We start from the raw sequence: 20,810 nt of genomic DNA, 5'->3' as shown, positions 1-20,810 counted from the left end.
CTCTCAGAGCGCGACGAGCTCCATCCGGTTCACGTCCACGATTCCGCGATCCGAGATCTTGAGGTGGGGAATGACCGGAAGCGGCAGGAAGGCCACTTGCAGGAAAGGCTCCGGCAGGACGACCCCAAGAGCCTTGGCGGCGCTGCGCAGGGGGTAGAGCGCATCGCGCACGGCCTCGTAGGGGAGGTCGCTCATGAGGCCCGCGATGGGAAGGGCCAGCTCGGCTGTCACGCGCCCGTCCGCCACGACGACGAAGCCGCCCTGGATCTCGCGCAGGCGGTTGACCGCCGTCGCCATGTCGCTCTCGCTCGCGCCCACCACGCAGATGTTGTGGCTGTCGTGGCCCACGGAGGATGCGATGGCGCCGCGCTTCAGCCCGAAGCCCTTGACGAAGCCGAGCCCGATATTGCCGTTGCGTCCGTGACGCTCGACGACGGCAACCTTGACGATGTCCTGGGACAGGTCGGCCAACGCATGACCGTCCCGGCGGGGCAGCGCGGCGGACAGATGCTCCGTGATGATCTTGCCCGGAACGATCCCGATCACCGGTGTCAGGGCCGCCGTCGCCGGGATGCGGAACTGATCTGCCGTGACGGGCCGCGCCTTCACGCTGGCGAGGCCGACCGGCGGCACCGTCGCGCGACCCGAAAACGCTTCCTCGTCCACCAGCCGACCGCCTGCGATGACGGCCGCGACCTCGCATCGGTCGAGATCATCGAGCAGGACGATGTCGGCACGCTTGCCCGGCGCGATCATGCCGCGATCCCTGAGGCCGAAGGCCTGCGCGGCCGTCAGCGAGGCGGCGCGATACACGGCGAGGGGCTCGCAGCCCTGCTCGATCAAGGTGCGGATCATGTAATCGAGATGGCCTTCCTCTGCGATGTCGAGAGGATTGCGGTCATCGGTGCAAAGGGCCAGGAAAGCCGAGGTCTGGAGCGACAGCGACGGCGCGAGCGCATGCAGGTCCTTCGAGACGGAGCCCTCGCGGATGAGAACCGTCATGCCCTTCCGGATCTTCTCGAGGGCTTCGGCAGCCGTGGTCGTTTCGTGGTCCGTGCGGATTCCCGCCGCCAAGTAGCCGTTGAGATCGAGCCCCCGCACCAGGGGGGCATGGCCGTCGATGTGGCCGCCCGCGAAGGCTTCGATCTTGGCGAGGCATTCCGGGTCGCGGGCGAGGAGACCGGGAAAATTCATGAACTCCGCGAGGCCGATCACCTTCGGATGGCCCGCATAACGCATGAGGTTCTGCGCATCGATCCGGGCCCCGGACGTCTCCAGATGCGTCGCGGGCACGCAGCTGGAGAGTTGGACGCGCAGATCCATGATCGTGTGCTCGGCGCAGGCCAGGAAGTAGTCGAAGGCCGCGCTGCCGATGACGTTGGCCATCTCGTGCGGGTCGCAGATCGCGGTCGTGACGCCGTGGGGCAGGACGCAGCGATCGAATTCCAGGGGAGTCACCAGAGAGGATTCAACGTGCAGATGCGTATCGATGAAGCCTGGAACAACGACGCGCCCGCCGCCGTCGATGCGCCGCCTCCCGCGATAGCGTCCATAGGTGCCCACGATGGTATCGCCGCAGATCGCGATATCGGTGGGCACCAGGCGGCTGGTGACCAGATCGAACAGCCGGACATCCGCAACGACGAGATCGGCGGGGGCGTCTCCGCGACCGCTGGCGATACGGGCCGCGAGGGTCGCGGCGTCGGGCTGTCTCGTCATGCGGCCTATCGATTCCTACCAGCTGCGGCGCTTTCCATCGTCGATATGGATGATGCCGTTTCGATAAAGCTTAAGGCCCCCGACCTCCGGACGCGAGCGCAAATATCCCATCACGCCCGAAGCCCTTGCGCGCACACGAAAATCCACCGCGCGGCAGGCGAGATGCAGCGATTGCCGCGCACCGCCCGCCCGCCCGTTGCGGCCCCGGCTGCGGTGGGTCGATTCCACGCTGACCGTCCCGAACCTCGCCGAGAGGCCGGCCACCACGGCCAGGAGGCCGCCCGGAACGCAGCGGAGGGGCGCCCCGGACCGCAGTTGCACGAAGCCTTTCGCGACCAGGGCCGGGACACCGGACGGTGCTTGCCTGCCAGCCTCGCGGACGGTCGCCGCCGGCAGATTGGCGTAGCGCGACGGCAGATCCGGATCGGTTTCGGCTCCGGTACGGCTGACGGGCAACAGGATGGCCAGGGCAGCCGCCACGACGCCCAACCGCGATGCTTGAATGCTCATCGGGTCTCTCCCCGCTCAAGCCCCCATCAGGTGCCATTCCGGCCTGCCTTCGCATCGACGATGCGCCTTCGCACAACCGTCTGCGGCGGGTCGGATCAGGCCCGAAACATTTCGGATCCGCAATGATCTGGGAGAGGCCCCATCCCGATGAGCCCGGTTCTACCCATGAAGGCTATCCGCAAGGTCAATGCCGGCGGGTCCGGGCACGACAGCTGCATCAGCACGGAACGAAACACCGTTCCGGCCGTCTTGCAGTGGCTCCTTGAGATCCACACATAAAGCTTGCTGGACCGTCTTTCGAACGGCCTGGAGGAGAGTGGATGAACGCGTCTCGTGCTGCCTTTTTCGAAACCGTCAAGGCGTCCGGCCCGACGGCAACGGACTCGCTGGCCCGCATCACGCTTCTGGCAAAGCTCATGGACAACGCCTTCGTGATCCCGGGCTTGAACCGCCGCGTCGGCTTCGATGCCCTCATCGGCGCGGTTCCCGTCGTGGGTGATGCGATCACGGCGGCGGTGTCGAGCTACATCATCTGGGAGGCGCGCCAGCTCGGGCTCCCGCGCTGGAAGATCGCCCGGATGCTCGGCAACGTGGCCGTGGACACGGCCATCGGCGCCATCCCGCTGGCGGGCGACGTGTTCGACGTGTTCTTCCGGGCGAACATGCGCAACCTGCGCATCATCCAGGACCACCTGGACCGGGATTCCATGGGCCGCCGGCGTCCGCCGACCACCATTGACGGCACCGCCGTTCGCGTCGGCGAGCGGTAGACACTCCAAGGCGCGGGCCGGCCCGCGCCTTTTCGCTTCACCGATGGTTCGAGATGAACTGCTTGAAGCGCTCGGATTTCGGCGCGCCGAAGACCTCCTGCGGCGCACCGTCCTCTTCGACGACGCCCTTGTGCAGGAACACCACCCGGTTCGACACATCGCGGGCGAAGCCCATCTCGTGGGTGACCACGAGCATGGTCCGGCCCTCCTCGGCGAGGGACCGCATGACCCGCAGGACCTCGCCCACCAGCTCCGGATCGAGCGCGGAGGTCGGCTCGTCGAACAGCATGACCTTGGGATGCATGGCGAGCGCCCGCGCGATGGCGGCGCGCTGCTGCTGACCGCCGGACAGGTGCGATGGGTAAGCGTTGCGCTTGTCGGCGATGCCCACCCGCGCCAGGAGCGCCTCGGCCTCCGCGATGCATTCGGCCTTGGGGCGCTTCTGAACGTGCACGGGCGCCTCGATCACGTTCTCGAGGATGGTCATGTGAGACCAGAGATTGAAGCTCTGGAACACCATGGCGACGCGAGAACGGATGCGATCAACCTGACCGCGATCGGCGGGCTCCATGCCGTGGCGGGTTTTCTTGAGCCCGATCAGCTCGCCGCCGATGCGCACCTCGCCGCTGTCGGGCACCTCCAGCATGTTGATGCACCGGAGCATGGTGGACTTGCCCGATCCCGAGGCGCCCAGGATCGAAATCACGTCGCCTTCCCGCGCGCCCAGGCTGATGCCCTTGAGAACTTCGAGGGAGCCGAAGCTCTTGCGCAGGTCGGTGATGGAGACGGCGGACGTTGTGTCGGACACGACGGAAGCTCCGTTAGAGCATTTTTCGGTGAAGTGGATCCGGTTCACCGCATGAAAATGCGACATGACAAAAAGGAGAGCTGATTCCAATGGAATGAGTTCTAAACATGGGCCGCCTCGACGGGCAGCGTGACCTCGGGCGGGCGGCGCAGATGAGGCGAAAGCCACCATTCCAGCGCCATGATGATCCGGGTGATGATGAAGTTGAGCACCAGGTAGATCAGGCCCGCCACCACGAAGACCTCCACGGCCCGGAAGGTCTGCGAGATGAGCTTCGCGGCAAGGCCCGTGACCTCCATCATCGTGATGATGGACGCCAGGGAGGTCGCCTTCACCATGAGGATCAGCTCGCTGCCATAGGCCGGCAGGGCCTGGCGCACCGCGATGGGGAAGATGATGCGTCGGAACAGCAGGAAGCCCGACATCCCGCAGGCCCGCGCGGCTTCCACCTGCTGGGCCGGAACGGATTGAAGGCCGCCGCGGATGATCTCGCTGGCATAGGCGGCCGTATTGAGGGTGAGCGCGAAGATGGCGCACCAATAGGGCTCACGGAAGAAGCCCCACAAGCCCCATTCCTGCAAGGTCGGCCGGAACTGACCGAGGCCGTAATAGATCAGGAAGATCTGCACCAGCAGGGGAGAACCCCGGAAGACGAACACGTAGCCCCGGGCGAGCCAATCCAGCACCGCGACGCCCGACATGCGCATCAGGGCGATGAGCATCGCCAGCACGGCACCCAGCGCCACCGCCGTGAAGGCCAGGTTGAGGGTGAGCGGCACGCCGGACAGGAGCGTCCAGAACGTGTCGCGCATGAAGGCGAAATCCATCAGGAAGCCCTCCGGAGGCCGCGCAGCGACCGATTCTCGGCCTTCTGGAACAGGATTGTCGAAATCCAGGTGATGACGAGGTAGAGGGCGGCCGCCGTCATGTAGAAGTCGAAGGGCCGGCGAGTGGAACCGGCCGCGATGTGCGACTGTCTCAGGAGCTCCACGAGTCCTGTGACCGAGATCAGGGCCGATTCCTTGAGGATGAGCTGCCAGGTGTTGCCCATTCCCGGGATCGCGTAGCGCAGGACCTGGGGGGCGACGATCCGGCGGAACATGAGCCAGCGTCCCATGCCGACCGACCGGGCGGCCTCGAGCTCGCCCTTGGACAGGACCTGGAAGGCGCCCCGGAAGACCTCCGCCTGATAGGCGCCGGACACGATGCCGATGGCGATGGCGCCGGTCATGAAGGCTGGCATGCCGATGAAGCCTTGGGCCCCGAAGAGGCTGCCGATGGCGCCGAGCGCCGCGCTTCCGCCGAAATAGAAAAGATAGATGACGAGCAGGTCCGGGATGCCGCGAAGCACCGTGGTGTAGCCGTCCGCGACGGCCCGCACCGGCATCGGGCCCGCGAGCTTGGCCCAGGCCACGAAGGTGCCGATCACCGCACCCACGACGAAACCGCACAGGGCCACCGCCAGGGTCATGGCCGTGGCCATCAGGAGGGCATAGCCCCAGCCGTTGGGACCGAAGCCCACCAGCTCGAAGTAACTGAGTTGCTGCACGCGTCAGGTTTCCCGCTGCGGATCATCCCGGACGGCGAGACAAAAGCCCGCCGTCCGAAGGCTCGTCTGGTCCAAAAGGCGCGGGGGCACAAGCCCCCGGCGCCCTCGGGCTCAGCTCTGAGGCGTCATGTCGACCTTGAACCACTTCTCGGTGAGCTTCTGGATCGTGCCGTCGGCGATGGCCGCCTGGATGGCCGTGTCGAAGTTCTTCTTGAGTTCGGCATCGTCCTTGCGCAGGCCCACTGCGACGCCCCGGCCGAGTACGTCGCCCGACATGCCGGCGCCCATCATGGCCATGTCCTTGAACTCGGGCTGGTCGAGGGTGGCCTTCATGGAGGACTGCGCCGCGAAGATGCCGTCCACGCGGCCGGCCGCGAGGTCGAGATCGTGCTGCTCGGTGGTCTTGTACTCGCGGATCGTGATGGTGTCCTTGAGGTACTTCTCCAGGAAGGCGGAGTTCGTGGTCGAGCCCTGGACGCCGATGGTCTTGCCCTTGAGGATCGGCTTCCATTCTTCGATGGTCTTCTTGGCGGCCTCGGCGTCCTTGTCGAGGTTCAGCCGCTGGCCGGTTCCGGCGAGCTTGGCCAGGGGCGAGTCCTTCATGGCGCCGAAGCCGTGCAGGCCGGAGGCGTAGGAGCGCGAGAAGTTGATCGCCTCCAGGCGCTTGTCGGTGATGTTCATGCCGGCCATGATGGCATCGTATTTCTTGGCGTTGAGCGCCGGGATGATGCCGTCCCAATCCTGGGCCACGACCTCGCAGGTCACGTTCATGCGCTTGCACAGGTCGGCGGCGAGGTCGACCTCGAAGCCTTCGAGCTTGCCGCCCGCGCCGGTGAAGTTCCACGGCGCGTAGGCGCCCTCGGTGGCGATCTTGATGGTCTTGGTCTGGGCCCCGGCGGCGCCCGCGGCAAGCGCCGTGGCGAGCAGGCCGAGACCCAATGCCTTGAAGAGTTTCATCGTCGTTCCCCTGTTGGAAGGCTTCGTCCGAGCCCTTTTGCGCCGGACGATCTGTCGGTGCCCGGGCGCAAAGCTAGCAGACAAAGAGCGCTCCGGCGCAAGCCCCAATTATGGTGAAGGCGTCCGTCCCGCTGACGTTTTCGGTCGCAAGTGCACAGCGCGGATGCAAAAAGGGCGCGGCCCGTGCCGCGCCCTCATGGCTTACCCTGGGACGGTCAGCCCTTCGGGGTGATGTCGATCTTGAACCACTTCATCGAGAGGGTCCTGACCGTGCCGTCCTGGATGGCCGCCCGGATGGCGTCGTCGAAGTTCTTCTTCAGCTCGGTGTCGCCCTTGCGGACGCCGACGCCGACGCCGTTGCCCAGGAGGCCGCCTGTGATGGACGGGCCGACGAGGGCGTAGTCCTTGAACTCCGGCTTCTCGAGGGTGCCGATGATGGCGGTCGCATCCGCCAGAACGGCGTCGATGCGGCCGGCCGCGAGATCGAGGTCGTGCTGCTCGGTGGTCTTGTACTCGCGCACTTCGGCCGTGCCCTTCAGGTACTTGTCGGCGAAGTTCGAGTGGATCGTCGAGCCCTGGACGCCCACGGTCTTGCCCTTCAGGAGGACCTTGTCGGCGTCGATGGCCTTCTCGGCGGCGGCCTGCTGGGTGGAGAGGCTATAGGCCTCGCCCGTGCCCGGCATCTTGGCGAGCGGGGACGACTTGGCCACGAGGTAGCCGTTCGGGGAGTTGCCGTAGGGACCCGCGAAGTCGATCACCTTCTTGCGGTCGTCCGTGATGCTCATGCCGGCCATGATGGCGTCGTACTTCTTGGCGTTGAGCGCCGGGATGATGCCGTCCCAATCCTGGGCCACGACCTCGCAGGTCACGTTCATGCGCTTGCACAGGTCGGCGGCGAGGTCGACCTCGAAGCCTTCAAGCTTGCCGCCCGCGCCGGTGAAGTTCCACGGCGCGTAGGCGCCCTCGGTGGCGATCTTGATGGTCTTGGTCTGGGCCCCGGCGGTGCCGATGGCCAGCACGGTGCCCAGGATGGCCAGGCTGACGGTCTTCGTGATGTTCATGATGGTCCCTGTTGTCCTCTGGCCCGCAGACGCGGGTCTTGCTTCACGGCCTGAACGGCCGCGTCGTGACGGAGTAACCGCCAAACCCATTAAAAAGGCAAGGGGGGAGCTTCGTTCACATGCAAACTTTCTCTATCCCCTTGCGGAAGCTTTGCTTTTCGCACCCGGCCTGCCAGGCTGCCGCCGGAGAGGGAGGCGCGATTGCGAGGTTTCCATTAGGTCAGGACGCGCTATACGGTGGCTTGGGACCCTGACGACAACGATCCCGGAGGAACGCGTGGCGGATGTGGAGACGATGCAAGGGCTGGTCGGCCGTCTGCGCGAGAGGCTCGGTCCCGCCAGGGTTGTGACCGAACCCTCCGACATGACGGGCCAGCTTGCGGAAATGCGCGGCCTCTACCAGGGCACGGCGGCCGCCGTCGTCTATCCGGCCGACACGGACGAGGTCGCCTTCGTGGTGGCCGAATGCGCCGCCGCCCGCGTGGCCGTGGTGGCCCAGGGGGGCAACACGGGTCTGGTCGGGGGCGGGGTGCCCCATGGCGGAATCGTTCTGTCCCTCGCGCGCCTCGACCGGGTGCGGGAGGTGGACGGGCTCAACGCCACCATCACGGTGGAGGCGGGCTGCATTCTCCAGAGGGTGCAGGAGGCGGCCGCCGAGGCCGGGTTCCTGTTTCCCCTGTCCCTCGCATCGGAGGGCACCTGCCGGATCGGCGGAAACCTCGCCACCAATGCGGGCGGCACCGCCGTGCTGCGCTACGGCAACATGCGCGAGCTGACCCTGGGTCTCGAGGTCGTGCTGGCGGACGGGCGGATCTGGCATGGCCTGAAAGGGCTTCGCAAGGACAACACGGGCTACGACCTGCGGGACCTGTTCATCGGGTCGGAGGGGACGCTCGGCATCATCACGGCGGCGGTGCTCAAGCTCTACCCGCGGCCGCTGGCGCGGGCGACGGCGTTCGTGGGCTGCGGCGGGCCGCAGCCCGCCCTCGCGCTGTTCGAGCGCTTCCGGGCCGGGGCGGGCGACCATCTGACGGCCTTCGAATACATCCCCCGCTTCGGCCTCGACATCGTGCTGAAGCACGTCCCCGGCGTCGTCCGTCCGCTCCAGGGCGATCACGCGGCCCATGCGCTGATCGAGCTCTCCTCGCCCCAGTCCGACCTCGACCTGGGTGGCCGGTTGGAGGAGATCCTCGCCGCCGCCATCGAGGACGGGATCGTGGAGGACGCCACCATCGGGGCGAGCGAGGCCCAGAGCCGGGCCCTCTGGGGCCTGCGCGAGAGCCTGTCGGAGGTGCAGAAGCTCGAAGGCGGCTCGATCAAGCACGACGTGGCCGTTCCGGTGTCCCGGGTCGCCGAGTTCATCGAGGCGGCCACCCAGGCCTGCGAGGCCGAGATGCCGGGCATCCGCGTTTGCGCCTTCGGGCATTTCGGGGACGGGAACATCCATTTCAACCTGTCCCAGCCCGTGGGCATGGACAAGGCGGCCTATCTGGCCCAGTGGGAGCATTTCAACCGCATCGTCCACGACATCGTGCACGCCATGAACGGTTCGATTGCGGCCGAGCACGGAATCGGGCTGATCAAGCGCGACGAGCTCACGCTCTACAAGGATCCCGTCGCTCTCGACCTGATGCGCACCCTCAAGGCCTCCCTCGATCCGCTCGGCATCCTGAACCCCGGCAAGGTCCTGCCCGAGAGGCCGGCCGAGCCGCTCCAGTCAACCCTCTCACCCATGGTGGCCCGCTCATGAAGACACTCGATATCCTCGCCATCGGCGAGCCCATGATGGAATTCGCCGAAGTCACGCGGGGGGACGAGCGCTTCTACCTGCCCGGTTTCGGCGGCGACGTGTCGAACGCCGCCGTGGCGGCGGCGCGCCAGGGCGCCAAGGTGGGGATCTTCACGGCGCTGGGCCAGGATGCGTTCGGGTCGGAGTTCCTGAGGCTGTGGGACCGGGAGGGCATCGACCGTTCCAGCGTCATCACCCGCGAGGACGGGCGCACGGGCGTCTATTTCATCAGCTATGGGGAGGACGGACACGTCTTCTCCTATGCCCGGGCTGGGTCGGCCGCCAGTCTGGTGACCGCGAAGGAGCTTCCCCTCGACCGGATCGCCGCGAGCCGCATCCTGCACGCCTCCGGCATCAGCCAGGCGATCTCGCAAACCTGCGCCGATGCGGTGTTCGACGCGATCCATCACGCCAAGAAGCACGGCACGACCGTGAGTTACGACACCAACCTGCGCCTGCGCCTATGGCCGATCGAGCGGGCCCGCGCCATCATCAACGCCGCCGCCGCCCTGGCCGACATCGCCCGTCCGGGCCTCGACGACGCCCAGCAGCTCACGGGTCTCGACCGGCCGGAGGACATCTGCGACTTCTATCTGCGCGGGGGCAGCTCCGTCGTGGCGCTGACGCTCGGCAAGGAGGGCACGATGGTGGCAACGCCGGAGCGGCGCGAGGTCATCCCCGGACGTCGCGTCGAGGCCGTGGACGCCACCGGAGCCGGGGATACCTTCGACGGTGCCTTCCTGTCCGAGTGGCTGCGCCACCGCGACCCCTTCAAGGCGGCAGCCTTCGCCAACGCCGCGGCAGCGCTCTCGACCCTCGGCAAGGGCGCCGTCGCGCCGATGCCGACCCGCGCCGACGTGGAGGCGTTCCTGAAGCAACCTGATTGAATCGAGTTCGGTCCGGGAGCCCCGCCAAGTTCCGGCGCCACTTTTGTTCCTTCCCCCTTTGCGGGGAAGGTGGGCGCGAAGCGCTCGGATGGGGGTGGTGCGGCCGAGTAAGCGCTCACCGAGTTCCCACCACCTTCATAGCTCCCCCGTCATCCCCGGCCTTGAGCCGGGGACCCACGTCTTGCGACGCGGGTGCGTGGGTGGCCGGGTCGAGCCCGGCCATGACGGTATGGGCGTTTGCGCTCTGATGATCGACCGATTGTTCTGACTTCTCCACCAACCGGTCGCTCACGCGACTCGCCCCCCGCGAGGGTGGAGGGCACCGGGCGTTCCGCCGATCCGCCAGGGACAGGTGCGCGGGATCGGCTCTTGCGCTATGGAGCCCTGGCACGCCTGCGGAATCCCTTTGTCCAAACTCGTCCACATCCAGCTGCTTCGCGCGCTCGCGGCCCTGTCGGTCGCGTTCCTGCATGCCCAGCACGACGCCGTCCTGCTGGCGCAGCGCGCCGGGACCAGCCTGGCGGTGCCCGACCGGCTGCCCTGGATGGCGGGCGTCGACGTATTCTTCGTGATCTCCGGCTTCATCATGGTCTACACGTCACGGGATCTGTTCGGGCAGCCGGGCGCGCAACGTGTGTTCCTGGCCCGGCGCATCGCCCGCATCGTGCCCCTCTATTGGGCTGCCACGACGCTCTATCTCGGGGTCGCGCTCGCTGCGCCCTCTCTGCTCAACAGCGGGCGACCACAAGCTTGGCAGGTCGCGGCGTCCTACCTGTTCGTCCCCTACAGGTCCGCCGACGGCCTTGCCCAGCCCATCCTGTCCCTGGGCTGGACGCTGAACTACGAGATGTTCTTCTACGTGCTGTTCGCGGGCGTGCTGGTCCTGAGAACCGGCCAGGCGCTGCGAACGCTTTTAGCCTTGCTGGCCGGGCTGTCGATCCTGGGCCTCGCCTCGGGCTTCCCGCAGCCCTGGGCCTTTTGGACGAATCCCGTCGTACTCGAATTCGGCTTCGGAGCGGTGATCGGCTGGATGCGCCTCAGCGGCGTCGTCCTGGATCGTCCGACCCGGCTTTGTCTCGGCTTGGGGGCTTTGGGCTATCTGGCCGCCAATCTCATCGGGATCGGAGGGTCCTCCGAACTCGCGCGGCCCCTGGCCTGGGGCCTTCCGGCGGCCTTCATCGTGGCGGCGGCGGCGCTCGGGCCGGCGCGACCGTTGGATCCGTCCGGGGTCACGCGGCTGGGGGCTCGCGTCGGAGACGTCTCCTACGCGCTCTACCTCGTGCATCCCTTCGTGATCCGTCCGCTGGCGGAGATCGCTGGGCGGATGGGCGTGTCGGGCCCGGTGGCTCTCTGGGGCTTCATCGCGATCGCCCTGTGCGGCGCGGTGCTCGCGAGTTTCGCGGTCCATCTCTGGTTCGAGCGGCCTGCCACGGCTTGGCTGCGGCGGCGCCTGGAGCCGTCGCGTCCTTGACCCTCAGCGCCGTTGGGCCGGAGCGATCCGGTTGAGGGAGAGCATGCCGAGGCCCCCGATGGAACCGTCGGCCCGCAGGCCCCGCAGCTCCGCCGTCAGCAGGAACCCGGTCTCGTCCTGGCCGATGGTGAACAGGTGATAGCCGGCCCGATGGGTTTCCGTTCCCGCATTGGCGGAAGCGGACGGGGCACCGATCACGGGCACGACGGTGCCGCGCGGCCCATTGAGATGCGCGAGCGAGCCCACATGGTTGTGGCCGTGGAGAACCAGTTCCGCGCCGACCCGTCGGATGATTTCCTCGAACTCCCGGGCGTCGGTGAGGGCGCGGCCGGGCTGGGCCCCGCCCACATGGGGCGGGTGGTGGATGAGAATGATCCGGAAGCAGGACCGGTCGCGGCCGAGATCGGCCAGAATGGCCTCGACGGCCTTGCGCTGGCGGGAGCCGATGCGGCCGCTCGCCACGAAGGGAAGGGTGGGGATCGCCGAGGACAGGCCGATCAGGGCGACCGGGCCGTAGCGACGCACGAACGGAAACGCGCGCTCGGTGCCGCTGTCGTCCCGGGTCCAGGGGCCGACCTCGCCCAGCAGGCCTTCCAGGGCGCCCGGCACGTAGGCGTCATGGTTGCCCGGCACGAAGCTGACATGGCGCGGGTCGCCCAATCCCTCGAGGAAGACCTTCGAGGTGAGCCATTCGCTGGGCAGGCCGATGTTGCAGGTGTCGCCCGTGCAGGTGATGTGATCGGGGTTCTGGGCCCGGATATCCTCCACGAGATCGGCCAGGAGCGTCATGTCGTGGAGGTCGCGGCGACCGCGACGCCAATTGTACCAGCCGGTCACGCGCTTGCTCAGAAGCTGGCGCAGCCGGGGACGGGGCAGGGGACCCACATGGGGGTCGGTCAGATGAGCTAGGCGGAACATGCGATGGGGGAACGTCCGGTCGGGCCGGAGAGTTCGCCCATGCGCGAGATTGCGTCAAGCGCCGAAGCGCCTGAGGGGAGGCCGTGGCCTCAGTACTGGGCGCCGGGGATCAGGGTCGAGCGGATCTGGTGGTTGCCGAGATCGAGCGCGGGGGCCCAATAGAAGCGCGAGGCGCGGTTGAGGCGGGAGAGCAGGAGAGAGAGAAACATTGATTCACCTTGTTGTTGGAGCTGTCATAGTCCTGCAAGGCTTGGCCGTCACGCGCTACGAATCACGAGCAGCCATGCATTATAGGCATGACCCATTCATCATTTCGTAACATCGTGGTGCTCCCCTGATCCGATGCCCTCACCCCTGAACCGACCGTTGGCGAAATCGGCCCTGTCCTGGGGACTGCACACGTACTGGCGCTTCGCCCGGGGCATGACGCTGGGTGTGCGCGGGGTGGTCCTCGACGACGAGGACAGGGTCTGCCTGATCCGGCACACCTACGTGGAAGGATGGCACCTGCCTGGCGGCGGGGTCGAGACGGGTGAGACCGGCCTCCACGCCCTGGAGCGGGAGCTGCGCGAGGAGGCCTGCATCGCGCTCTCGGGGCGGCCGAGCCTTCACGGGGTGTTCTTCAACCGCAAGATCTCCCGGCGCGACCATGTGCTGGTCTACGTGGTGCGGGATTTCACGCTGGCGGGCGTCAAGGCGCCGGACCGGGAGATCGCCGAGGCCGGGTTTTTCCCCGTCGAGCGGCTGCCCGAAGGCACCACCGCCGCGACGCGCCGGAGACTCGCGGAGGTCCTGTGGGATCATCCTTTAGCCGATACGTGGTGAGGAAAGGTTTGCGCCGGACCCGCGCCGCTGCTATGGCCGAGCATCCTCACGGAAAAGCGCATCCCGCCCATGACAAACCTGCGAGCATCGCGACGACGAAACGGCTGATTATCCCACGCCGAATCCCGTCCCATGTCTCTCGCTGAGTCCCTTCCGTGACCGAGCTCTCTCTCCTCATTCGTCCTGAACTCCCCTCCGATTCCGACGCCATCGAACGCCTTCACGAGCGCACGTTCGGGCCCGGACGCTTCGCCCGCACGGCCTTCCGGCTGCGGGAGGGGGCGCCTCACGACGCGAGCCTGTCCTTCACGGCGCTGGTGGGAACTCTGCTGGTCGGCTCCGTGCGCCTCACGCCGGTGCTGGCCGGATCGCAGGCCGCCCTCATGCTCGGTCCCCTCACGGTGGAGCCGGCGTTCGAGAACCGGGGCATCGGCGGCGCCCTCATGCGCCGCTCCCTCGACGCGGCACGGCAGGAGGGCCATGCCCTCGTGCTCCTGGTGGGCGACGAGCCCTATTACAGCCGCTTCGGGTTCAAGCGCATTCCCTACCGTCAGCTCGAATTACCCGGGCCCGTGAACGTGGAGCGGTTCCTGGCGCTGGAACTGGCCGAGGGCTCGCTCGCGCCGGCTCGCGGCATGGTGGCGGTGCGGCCCGTCCAGGCGGCCTGAGCTCAGGCCGTCCGCCGGCGGCCCTCGATCATCCAGGCCGCAAGCGTGGCACCCACGAGCAGGGCCAATCCGAGGAAGCCGAGCGCAAGCGGGAAGACCGAGACGCCGCGCACAACGGCCGTATCGCTCGGTCTAAACCCGATCCAGTCGCTCCCGGACATCCGGGTGCCCGAACGAACCGTCAGGAGGCGCGGCACGGTCACGCCCTGGCCGTCGTCGCCGATACGGCGGATGGATCCGCCCGAACCCTCGGCCACCGCTTGGAGCATCTCGGTGTTGCTGAACACGTCCACGAGCTCGCGCGGATTGGGCGGTCCGATGCTCACGAAGGCGACGAGGTCTCCGGATCGGAGGGTATGCAGTCCCATCTCGCGGCTCTCCACGCCGGCCGTGAAGAGACCGGGACGCTCCTCGTTGAGCGCGATGCTGCTCTCCTGGCCGCTAGGCGCCGTCATGGTCACGGGCTCGGCGGTCTCGCTCATGGTCTGGCGCTCGACGCGGATCGTGCGGCCGTTGGCGCTGGCGCGAAGCGCCTCCTCCTCGAGGGCGGGCTCCTTCATGAGCCAATGGGCGAGACGGCGCAGCAGGTCGAGATGCGGGCCACCCTCGCGGTAGCCCCGCGCCCAGAGCCAGGCATGGTCGGAGAGAAGCAGCGCCACGCGGCCCTTCTCCTCGCGGCTGAGCACCAGAAGCGGCAGGTCGTTCGCGCCCGACATCAGGGTCGAGCCGGTCTGCACCTGCGCGCCGATGATGCGCAGCCACTCGCCCCAAGCCGGCGGGTCCTGCTCGGAGCCCGGCAGGTCGCGGGTGACGGGATGACGCTCGCCATTGTCGGTGATGCGGGCCTTGTAGGGCTCCTCCACGATCCGGCCGTCCGGCTGGCCTGGAATGATGGGGGAGAGGCGGGTGCGGGCAAGGCTGCCGTAGTTCGTGAATTCCGGACCCGCCGCCACCAGCACCGCGCCGCCGTCGCGCACGTAGCGGACGATGTTCTCGAAATAGCTCGACGGCAGAACGCTCTGGTTGGCGTAGCGGTCGAAGATGATCAGGTCGAATTCCTTGATCTTCTGCTGGAACAGCTCGCGGGTCGGGAAGGCGATGAGGGACAGCTCGTTGATGGGGGTCCCGTCCTGCTTCTCCGGCGGACGCAGGATCGTGAAATGGACGAGGTCCACGTTGGCGTCGGATTTCAGGAGGTTGCGCCAAGTGCGCTCGCCCGCATGGGGCTCACCCGAGACGAGGAGCACGCGCAGCTTCTCGCGGATGCCCTCGATGTTGACCACCGCCTTGTTGTTGGCCTGGGTCAGCTCGTCGGGCAGGCTTTCGACCTCGAGCTCGACCACGTTGGGGCCGCCATGCTCCACCCGAACCTGGATCGAGAAGGGCGCGCCGGTGCGCACCTGCTGGCGGGCGAAGTCCTGGCCGTCCCGGCGGACGGTCAGCACCGCCGAACCCGTGCCGCCGCGCTCCTGGATTTCGGCCCGGATGGTCTGGTCGCGGCCCACGATGCCGAAGCGGGGTGCTTCGAGAAGCTTGATCTGCCGGTCGCGCTCGTTCGGGCGGCCCGTGATGAGGGCATGCAGGGGAGCCGTGAAGCCCAGGCCTTCGGCGCTGGCCGGGATGTCGTGCACCACGCCGTCGGTGACGAGGACGACGCCTGCGAGCCGGTCCGGCGGCACGTCCGCGAGACCGTTGGACAGGGCCGCGAACAGGCGGGTGCCGTCATCGCCCGCGCCGTCGACCGCGTCGATGAAGCGGGGCTCGATGTCGTTGAGCGAGCCGAAGCGGCGCTGCAATTCGTCCCGAACGCGGTCGGTCATGGCGGGTCGGTCGCCGAGGCTTTGGGAGGTCGAGCGGTCGACCACCACGGCCACGATGTCCTTCACCTTGTCTCGCTCTTCCTGCACGAGGGACGGGTTGGCGACCGCGAGCAGAATGAGCGCCAGGGCGAGGGCCCGCACGATGGCGACGGGGCCCCGCGACACGAGGGCGAGGAGGCCGAGGAGCACCGCGACTGCGCCGAGCGCCCAGAGCGCGTAGGCCGGGATCAGGGGTGAGAAGCTGACGGAGAGCAAAGAAGAGCCTCGCCTATTGTCCGAGACGCTCGAGGAGCGCCGGCACATGCACCTGATCGGATTTGTAGTTCCCCGTCAGGGCGTACATGACGATGTTGACCCCGCCCCTGAACGCCATTTCGCGCTGGCGCGGGTCGCTGCCGACCACGGGATAGAGCGCCTCGCCGCGCCCGCCGATGGCCCAGGCGGCCGCGAGGTCGTTCGACGTGATGATGATGGGCGACACGCCGTCGCCGGAGCGCGCGGGCCGGTTCGCCTCGCCCTCCGGGTTCGGCGGCAGGGCCTGGACCCAGGTCTGGCCCGTGGCGTAGCGGCCCGGGAAGGCGTCCAGGATGTAGAAGGTCTTCGACAGGACGTGGTCCGGCGGCACCGGCTCCAGCTCTGGGATGTCGAGGGTGGCGAGCATCCGGCGCAGGGCCTGGGCCTCCGCGCTCGCGGCGCCGCCCGGCCGCATCCCGAAGGCGTCCCTGGTGTCGAAGATCACCGTGCCGCCGTTCTTCATGAAGGCGTCGAGGCGGCGGAGCGCGGTCTCGTCCGGATTGGCCTGGTTGGCCACGATGGGCCAGTAGAGCACCGGGTAGAAGGCCAGCTCGTCCCGGGACGGGTTGACCCCGATGGGTTCGCCGGGTTGCAGCGCCGTGCGCAGGCTCAGCATCTGGGTCAGGCCGGTCAGGCCCGCCTTGCTGATCGCATCCACCTCACTGTTGCCCGTCACCACATAGGCCAGGCGTGTCACGATGGAGGGCTCGACCTCGGCGCGGCCGATGGGCGGTAGGGCGTTGGGCCGTGGGGGCTGCTGGGCGCGGCCCTCCGAGAGGGGCGCCGTGGCCAGGAGCGCGCCGAGCGCCAGGGCGGCCGCCGCGCCGGAGCGGCGCAACCGACCCCGCAGGCCGGACAGCTGTCCGCCGAGCCAAAGGGATGCCAGCGTGTCGGCCAGGAACAGGAGCAGGGCGGCGGTGAGAAGCGGGGCGCGCAGATCCAGCGTCTTGGCTCCCTGCAGCGGCGCGATCCGGGCGTTCAGGGGGGCATAGTCGATCGCCGCGAGCCGGTCGCCCGGCACAAGAGCGTTGACCGCGAGGCTCGTATCCACGGGACCGTAGAAACCCGGCGGGTGCTCCACCGTCGCGCGCTCGGCATAGCTCCGCGACACCGCGCGGGCATTTGCGGGCGGGGTCGAGAAGGTCCCGAACCCATCGAGGGTCAGGCGCGGAGCCACCGTCTGGTTGGCGTCGCTCCCGGACTCGGGGGCCGCCTCCGTGGAAGTGCCCGCCAGGGCCGTGACGCGCCGGAGCATGTCGACGAAGAGGCCCGACAGGGGCAGGTTGGACCAGGTTGTGTCGGCGGTCACGTGATAGAGCACGATCAGACCTTTCCCGCGCTTGTCGGCGGTGACGATGGGCGTTCCGTCCACCAGGGAGGCCCAGGTCTTCTCCGGGAGATCGCCGTCCGGCTCCGCCAGGATCTGGCGCCGGATGCCGATCTCGGTGGGGACGCCGAGGCCGAAGAACGGACTTTCCCGCGTGAACGGGGCAAAAGTGCGGGGGGTGTCCCAGGATAGGGTGCCGCCGAGATTGCGGCCGCCCCGGCGCAAGCGCACCGGAACGAGATCGTCGCTGCCGGCCGCCAGCCGCGAGCCCGCAAATCGCAGGAGCAGGCCGCCGTTCTCCACGAACTCCGCGACCCGGTCATGGGTGCGGGTGTCGAGACCGCCCACATCGGCCAGGACCAGGATGGAGACCTGCTCGTCGAGAAGCTTGTTGACTGCATCGCCCACGGCTCCTTGAGCCTCGCGCACCTCCGCGTAGGGGCTCAACGCGCGAGCGATGTAATAGGTCGGAGCCAGGAGCGGCTGGGCCTGGTCGGAGGTGCCGCCGAACACCAGCCCGACGCGCCGCCGCTTATTGCTCTCGTCCACGAGGGATACGGCGCCCGCCGATCCCTCGCCGATGATCTCGATGCGCGCGATGGCGTTGCGGATCTCGATGGGGAGCTCGAACCCGACCGTGGCCTCGAGCGCGCCGCCCTCGAAGCCGAAGCGGGCATCGGCCAGGGGCAGACCGCGCAGGTCGACCGCTCGGACGGACCCGCCGTCCCGGCCGTTGGCCTCGGGCCTGACGACCCGGACGGTGAGGCGCCCGCCTTCATTGGCGGTGCCGGCCAGCGCCAGGGCGGGAGCGCGGTCCGCCTTGAGGATCGTCACCTGACGCCCCTCGATCAAGGGCGCGAGGCCGTCGACGAAGGCTTGGTCGTCGGTGCCGCGCACGCCGTCGCTCACCCACACGATCTCGGCCTCCGGCTGGCCTTGCAGGAATCCGCGCACGGCATCGAGGTGGGCTTGCCGGTTGGGCAGATGGGGCAGGGGTTTGAACCCCCGCAGCTTCTCGAGAGCGGCGGCGGGGTTGAGGGGCTCGATCCCGGCGGCGGGGTCGCCCATGCCCACGAGCGCGACCACGCGGCCTTCGCGCCCGGCGGCCTCCACGCGCTCCTCCGCGAGGGCCAGCCTGTCGCGCCAGTCTCCGGCGGCCGGGAAGCCGTTGTCGACGAGGAGCAGGAGCGGGCCGTTCCCGGCGCCGCTCGCGGCCGGATTCCAGACCGGGCCCGCCGCCGCCAGGATGAGACAGGCCGCCAGCGTCAGGCGGATCAGAAGGAGCCACCAGGGCGTGCGGGCGGGGGTCTCGCGCTGGGGCAGGAGGTCCGCCAGGATTCGCAGGGGCGGGAAGTCGACGCGCTTGGGCTGCGGCGGCGTCACGCGCAGGAGAAGCCAGATCGCCGGCAGGGCGGCGAGCGCCGTGAGAACCAGGGGAACCGCGAAGGTGAGGGGGAGGCCTAGCATGGGATGTCCTAGCGGCCTCCGGGCGCGGCGCTGCGGGAGGTCGCCACGAGGGTCATGAGGCGAAGGGCCGCTTCACTGGCCGGGCGGTCCGTGCGGTGGACCGTCATGGTCCAGCCCCGGCGGCGGCAAAGGTCTTCGAGCGCCCCGCGATGCTGGGCCATGCGGTCGCGATAGGCCCGGCCCCAGGAGGCGGCATCGCCCACCCGCAGGGACAAGCCGGCTTCGAGATCATGCAGGACGGCTTGGCCCTGGAACGGGAACGTCTCCTCCACGGGATCCACGATCATGACGAGGTGGCCACGCGCGCCCCGGCCCGAGATGGCCTCGACGGTGGCGGCGATGTCGTTTAACGGCGACAGGAAGTCCCCGATCAGGACGGCCTCGTCGAGGGTCGAGATCGCGCCGCGTGGGGGCAGATCCTCGTCGAGGGCGTTCCTGTCCGCCACGATGGCCTCGGCCATCTTCTCGGCGATCTGGCGGGTGGCGCGGGGCGGCATCAGGCCGAGCATGCCCACGCGCTCGCCGCCCTCCACGAAGGCATCCGCGAGCGCGAGGCCCAGCACCAGGGCGCGCTCGATCTTCGAGGCTTGCGCTAAATCCGACACGAAACCCATGGAGGCGGAGCGGTCCATCCAGAACCACACCGTATGGGCGGTCTCCCATTCGCGTTCGCGCACGTAGAGCCGGTCGTCCCGGGCGGAGCGGCGCCAGTCGACGCGCTGGGCGGATTCTCCCGCCACGAAGGGCCGGAATTGCCAGAAGGTCTCGCCCGTGCCCGCCCGGCGGCGGCCATGGATGCCATGGGACAGGGTCGCGGCGACGCGGCGGGCTTCCAGCACGAGGTGCGGCATGCGCGCGGCGAGGTCGAGCGCCTCGTGGGTTTGGGTGCGGCCGGGAGACCGGGCGTCTTGGGGGAGGACCCGAGTGCGGGCCATGGATCGAATCCTAGCCCCGCAGCCGTTCGGTCAGGCGGCCGATCACGCCCGTGATGGTCTCGCCGTCCGCCCGCGCCGCGAAGGTGAGCGCCATGCGGTGCTTGAGGACGGGCTCGGCCAGGGCCACCACGTCGGCCACGGAAGGCGCGACGCGGCCCTCGATGAGCGCGCGGGCGCGCACCGCGAGCATGAGCGACTGGCTGGCGCGGGGACCGGGTCCCCAGAGCAGCTTGTCGGTGACGCCTGGCAGGCTCTCGCCCTCGGGACGGGCCGAGCGCACCAGGTCGAGGATCGCCTGCACCACGCTCTCGCCCACCGGCAGGCGCCGCACGAGGCGCTGGGCGTTCATGAGGGCGTCCGCGTTCATGACGGCGGACGGCTTGGCGTCGGCCACGCCCGTGGTCTCGATCAGGATGCGCCGCTCCGCGTCCCGGCTCGGATAGCCGACATCGATCTCAAGCAAGAAGCGGTCGAGCTGGGCCTCGGGCAGCGGATAGGTGCCCTCCTGCTCGATGGGGTTCTGGGTCGCCAGCACGTGGAAGGGCTGGGGCAGGTCGTGGCGCTCGCCGCCAACGGAAACGTGATGCTCCTGCATTGCCTGCAACAGCGCCGACTGGGTGCGGGGGCTCGCGCGGTTAATCTCGTCGGCCATCAGCAGCTGGGTGAAGATCGGGCCCTTCACGAACCGGAACGAGCGCCGCCGGTCCGCGCCCTCGTCGAGGATTTCCGAGCCCAGGATATCGGAGGGCATCAGGTCGGGGGTGAACTGCACGCGCCGGGCGTCGAGGCCGAGCACGGAGCCGAGCGTCTCCACGAGCTTGGTCTTGGCGAGGCCGGGCACGCCTACGAGCAGGCCGTGACCACCCGACAGGAGGGTGATGAGAGTCAGGTCGACGACGTCTTCCTGGCCGAAGATCACCGTGTGGATGGCCTCCCGGGCTCGCCCGACGGTCTCGAGCGTCGCTTCCGCATTGCGGACGATGGCGTCGTCGAGAACGGTGGGTGCCTGGGCGATACTGGCCGTCATGGGATTCT

Annotated in this window: 18 protein-coding genes; 6 read left to right on the top strand and 12 right to left on the bottom strand. The window is 68.4% G+C overall.

Going from position 1 to position 20,810, the window contains the following annotated elements; all coding sequences use genetic code 11:
* Window positions 1-3: 3 nt before the first annotated feature.
* Together ade and ILT42_RS02350 are read right to left on the bottom strand one after the other, a co-directional pair.
* A complete protein-coding gene (gene ade / locus ILT42_RS02355) occupies window positions 4-1,719 on the bottom strand; it encodes an adenine deaminase (protein WP_204213704.1) in 1,716 nt (571 codons plus the stop codon).
* A 15-nt stretch (window positions 1,720-1,734) separates the two neighbouring features.
* Window positions 1,735-2,229: a D-Ala-D-Ala carboxypeptidase family metallohydrolase gene (locus ILT42_RS02350; RefSeq protein WP_204213703.1), complete on the bottom strand. Its 495-nt coding sequence runs from the start codon at window positions 2,227-2,229 to the stop codon at window positions 1,735-1,737.
* A gap of 320 nt (window positions 2,230-2,549) precedes the next feature.
* Between ILT42_RS02350 and ILT42_RS02345 the strand changes: the two genes are divergently transcribed.
* Complete coding sequence (locus ILT42_RS02345; protein WP_204213702.1) at window positions 2,550-2,999, top strand: DUF4112 domain-containing protein; 450 nt, start codon at window positions 2,550-2,552, stop codon at window positions 2,997-2,999.
* A gap of 37 nt (window positions 3,000-3,036) precedes the next feature.
* On the opposite strand, the gene ILT42_RS02340 is transcribed toward ILT42_RS02345, so the two are convergent.
* The 5 genes from ILT42_RS02340 to ILT42_RS02320 all read right to left on the bottom strand — a co-directional run bounded on the left by ILT42_RS02340 (window position 3,037) and on the right by ILT42_RS02320 (window position 7,374).
* On the bottom strand, window positions 3,037-3,807 hold the full coding sequence (locus ILT42_RS02340) for an ABC transporter ATP-binding protein (protein WP_324617688.1): 771 nt from the start codon (window positions 3,805-3,807) through the stop codon (window positions 3,037-3,039).
* A 101-nt stretch (window positions 3,808-3,908) separates the two neighbouring features.
* On the bottom strand, window positions 3,909-4,634 hold the full coding sequence (locus ILT42_RS02335; RefSeq protein WP_204213700.1) for an ABC transporter permease: 726 nt from the start codon (window positions 4,632-4,634) through the stop codon (window positions 3,909-3,911).
* Window positions 4,634-5,290, bottom strand: a complete 657-nt coding sequence (locus tag ILT42_RS02330) for an ABC transporter permease (RefSeq protein ID WP_229428417.1) — start codon at window positions 5,288-5,290, stop codon at window positions 4,634-4,636. The genes ILT42_RS02335 and ILT42_RS02330 overlap by 1 nt, the downstream gene beginning before the upstream one ends.
* Before the next feature lie 177 nt (window positions 5,291-5,467).
* Window positions 5,468-6,313 (bottom strand): lysine/arginine/ornithine ABC transporter substrate-binding protein, encoded by an 846-nt coding sequence (locus ILT42_RS02325; protein ID WP_204213698.1) that lies wholly within the window; start codon window positions 6,311-6,313, stop codon window positions 5,468-5,470.
* Window positions 6,314-6,528: 215 nt separating this feature from the next.
* Entirely contained in the window at window positions 6,529-7,374 is an 846-nt protein-coding gene (locus ILT42_RS02320) for a lysine/arginine/ornithine ABC transporter substrate-binding protein (protein WP_204213697.1), read from the bottom strand.
* Window positions 7,375-7,669: 295 nt separating this feature from the next.
* On the opposite strand from ILT42_RS02320, the gene ILT42_RS02315 reads away from it, so the two are divergent.
* The 3 genes from ILT42_RS02315 to ILT42_RS02305 all read left to right on the top strand — a co-directional run bounded on the left by ILT42_RS02315 (window position 7,670) and on the right by ILT42_RS02305 (window position 11,521).
* On the top strand, window positions 7,670-9,124 hold the full coding sequence (locus ILT42_RS02315) for an FAD-binding oxidoreductase (protein ID WP_229428416.1): 1,455 nt from the start codon (window positions 7,670-7,672) through the stop codon (window positions 9,122-9,124).
* Window positions 9,121-10,050 carry a sugar kinase gene (locus ILT42_RS02310; protein ID WP_204213695.1) on the top strand — a complete coding sequence of 310 codons (930 nt, stop codon included), beginning with the start codon at window positions 9,121-9,123 and terminating at the stop codon, window positions 10,048-10,050. The genes ILT42_RS02315 and ILT42_RS02310 overlap by 4 nt, the downstream gene beginning before the upstream one ends.
* A gap of 406 nt (window positions 10,051-10,456) precedes the next feature.
* The gene (locus ILT42_RS02305; RefSeq protein WP_204213694.1) at window positions 10,457-11,521 is read left to right on the top strand and encodes an acyltransferase family protein; all 1,065 of its coding nucleotides are present in this window, start codon (window positions 10,457-10,459) and stop codon (window positions 11,519-11,521) included.
* Window positions 11,522-11,524: 3 nt separating this feature from the next.
* Here the strand turns inward: ILT42_RS02305 and ILT42_RS02300 are convergent, their stop codons facing one another.
* The gene (locus ILT42_RS02300) at window positions 11,525-12,439 is read right to left on the bottom strand and encodes a metallophosphoesterase family protein (protein ID WP_204213693.1); all 915 of its coding nucleotides are present in this window, start codon (window positions 12,437-12,439) and stop codon (window positions 11,525-11,527) included.
* Between the two features lie 342 nt (window positions 12,440-12,781).
* Between ILT42_RS02300 and ILT42_RS02295 the strand changes: the two genes are divergently transcribed.
* Together ILT42_RS02295 and ILT42_RS02290 are read left to right on the top strand one after the other, a co-directional pair.
* A complete protein-coding gene (locus ILT42_RS02295) occupies window positions 12,782-13,264 on the top strand; it encodes an NUDIX domain-containing protein (RefSeq protein ID WP_229428325.1) in 483 nt (160 codons plus the stop codon).
* Window positions 13,265-13,419: 155 nt separating this feature from the next.
* Window positions 13,420-13,932, top strand: a complete 513-nt coding sequence (locus ILT42_RS02290) for a GNAT family N-acetyltransferase (protein WP_204213691.1) — start codon at window positions 13,420-13,422, stop codon at window positions 13,930-13,932.
* Window positions 13,933-13,934: 2 nt separating this feature from the next.
* On the opposite strand, the gene ILT42_RS02285 is transcribed toward ILT42_RS02290, so the two are convergent.
* The 4 genes from ILT42_RS02285 to ILT42_RS02270 are packed head-to-tail and all read right to left on the bottom strand — an operon-like array spanning window position 13,935 to window position 20,802.
* Entirely contained in the window at window positions 13,935-16,007 is a 2,073-nt protein-coding gene (locus tag ILT42_RS02285) for a hypothetical protein (RefSeq protein ID WP_204213690.1), read from the bottom strand.
* 13 nt (window positions 16,008-16,020) lie between these two features.
* Window positions 16,021-18,840 (bottom strand): DUF4159 domain-containing protein, encoded by a 2,820-nt coding sequence (locus ILT42_RS02280; RefSeq protein ID WP_204213689.1) that lies wholly within the window; start codon window positions 18,838-18,840, stop codon window positions 16,021-16,023.
* An 8-nt stretch (window positions 18,841-18,848) separates the two neighbouring features.
* Window positions 18,849-19,775 (bottom strand): DUF58 domain-containing protein, encoded by a 927-nt coding sequence (locus ILT42_RS02275; protein WP_204213688.1) that lies wholly within the window; start codon window positions 19,773-19,775, stop codon window positions 18,849-18,851.
* 10 nt (window positions 19,776-19,785) lie between these two features.
* Window positions 19,786-20,802 (bottom strand): AAA family ATPase, encoded by a 1,017-nt coding sequence (locus tag ILT42_RS02270; RefSeq protein WP_204213687.1) that lies wholly within the window; start codon window positions 20,800-20,802, stop codon window positions 19,786-19,788.
* Window positions 20,803-20,810: the final 8 nt, after the last annotated feature.

The organism is Microvirga pudoricolor, assembly GCF_016892705.1.
Taxonomy (GTDB): domain Bacteria; phylum Pseudomonadota; class Alphaproteobacteria; order Rhizobiales; family Beijerinckiaceae; genus Microvirga; species Microvirga pudoricolor.
Note: the sequence above shows the minus strand (reverse complement) of the source record. Positions and strands in the feature narration are given on the sequence as shown.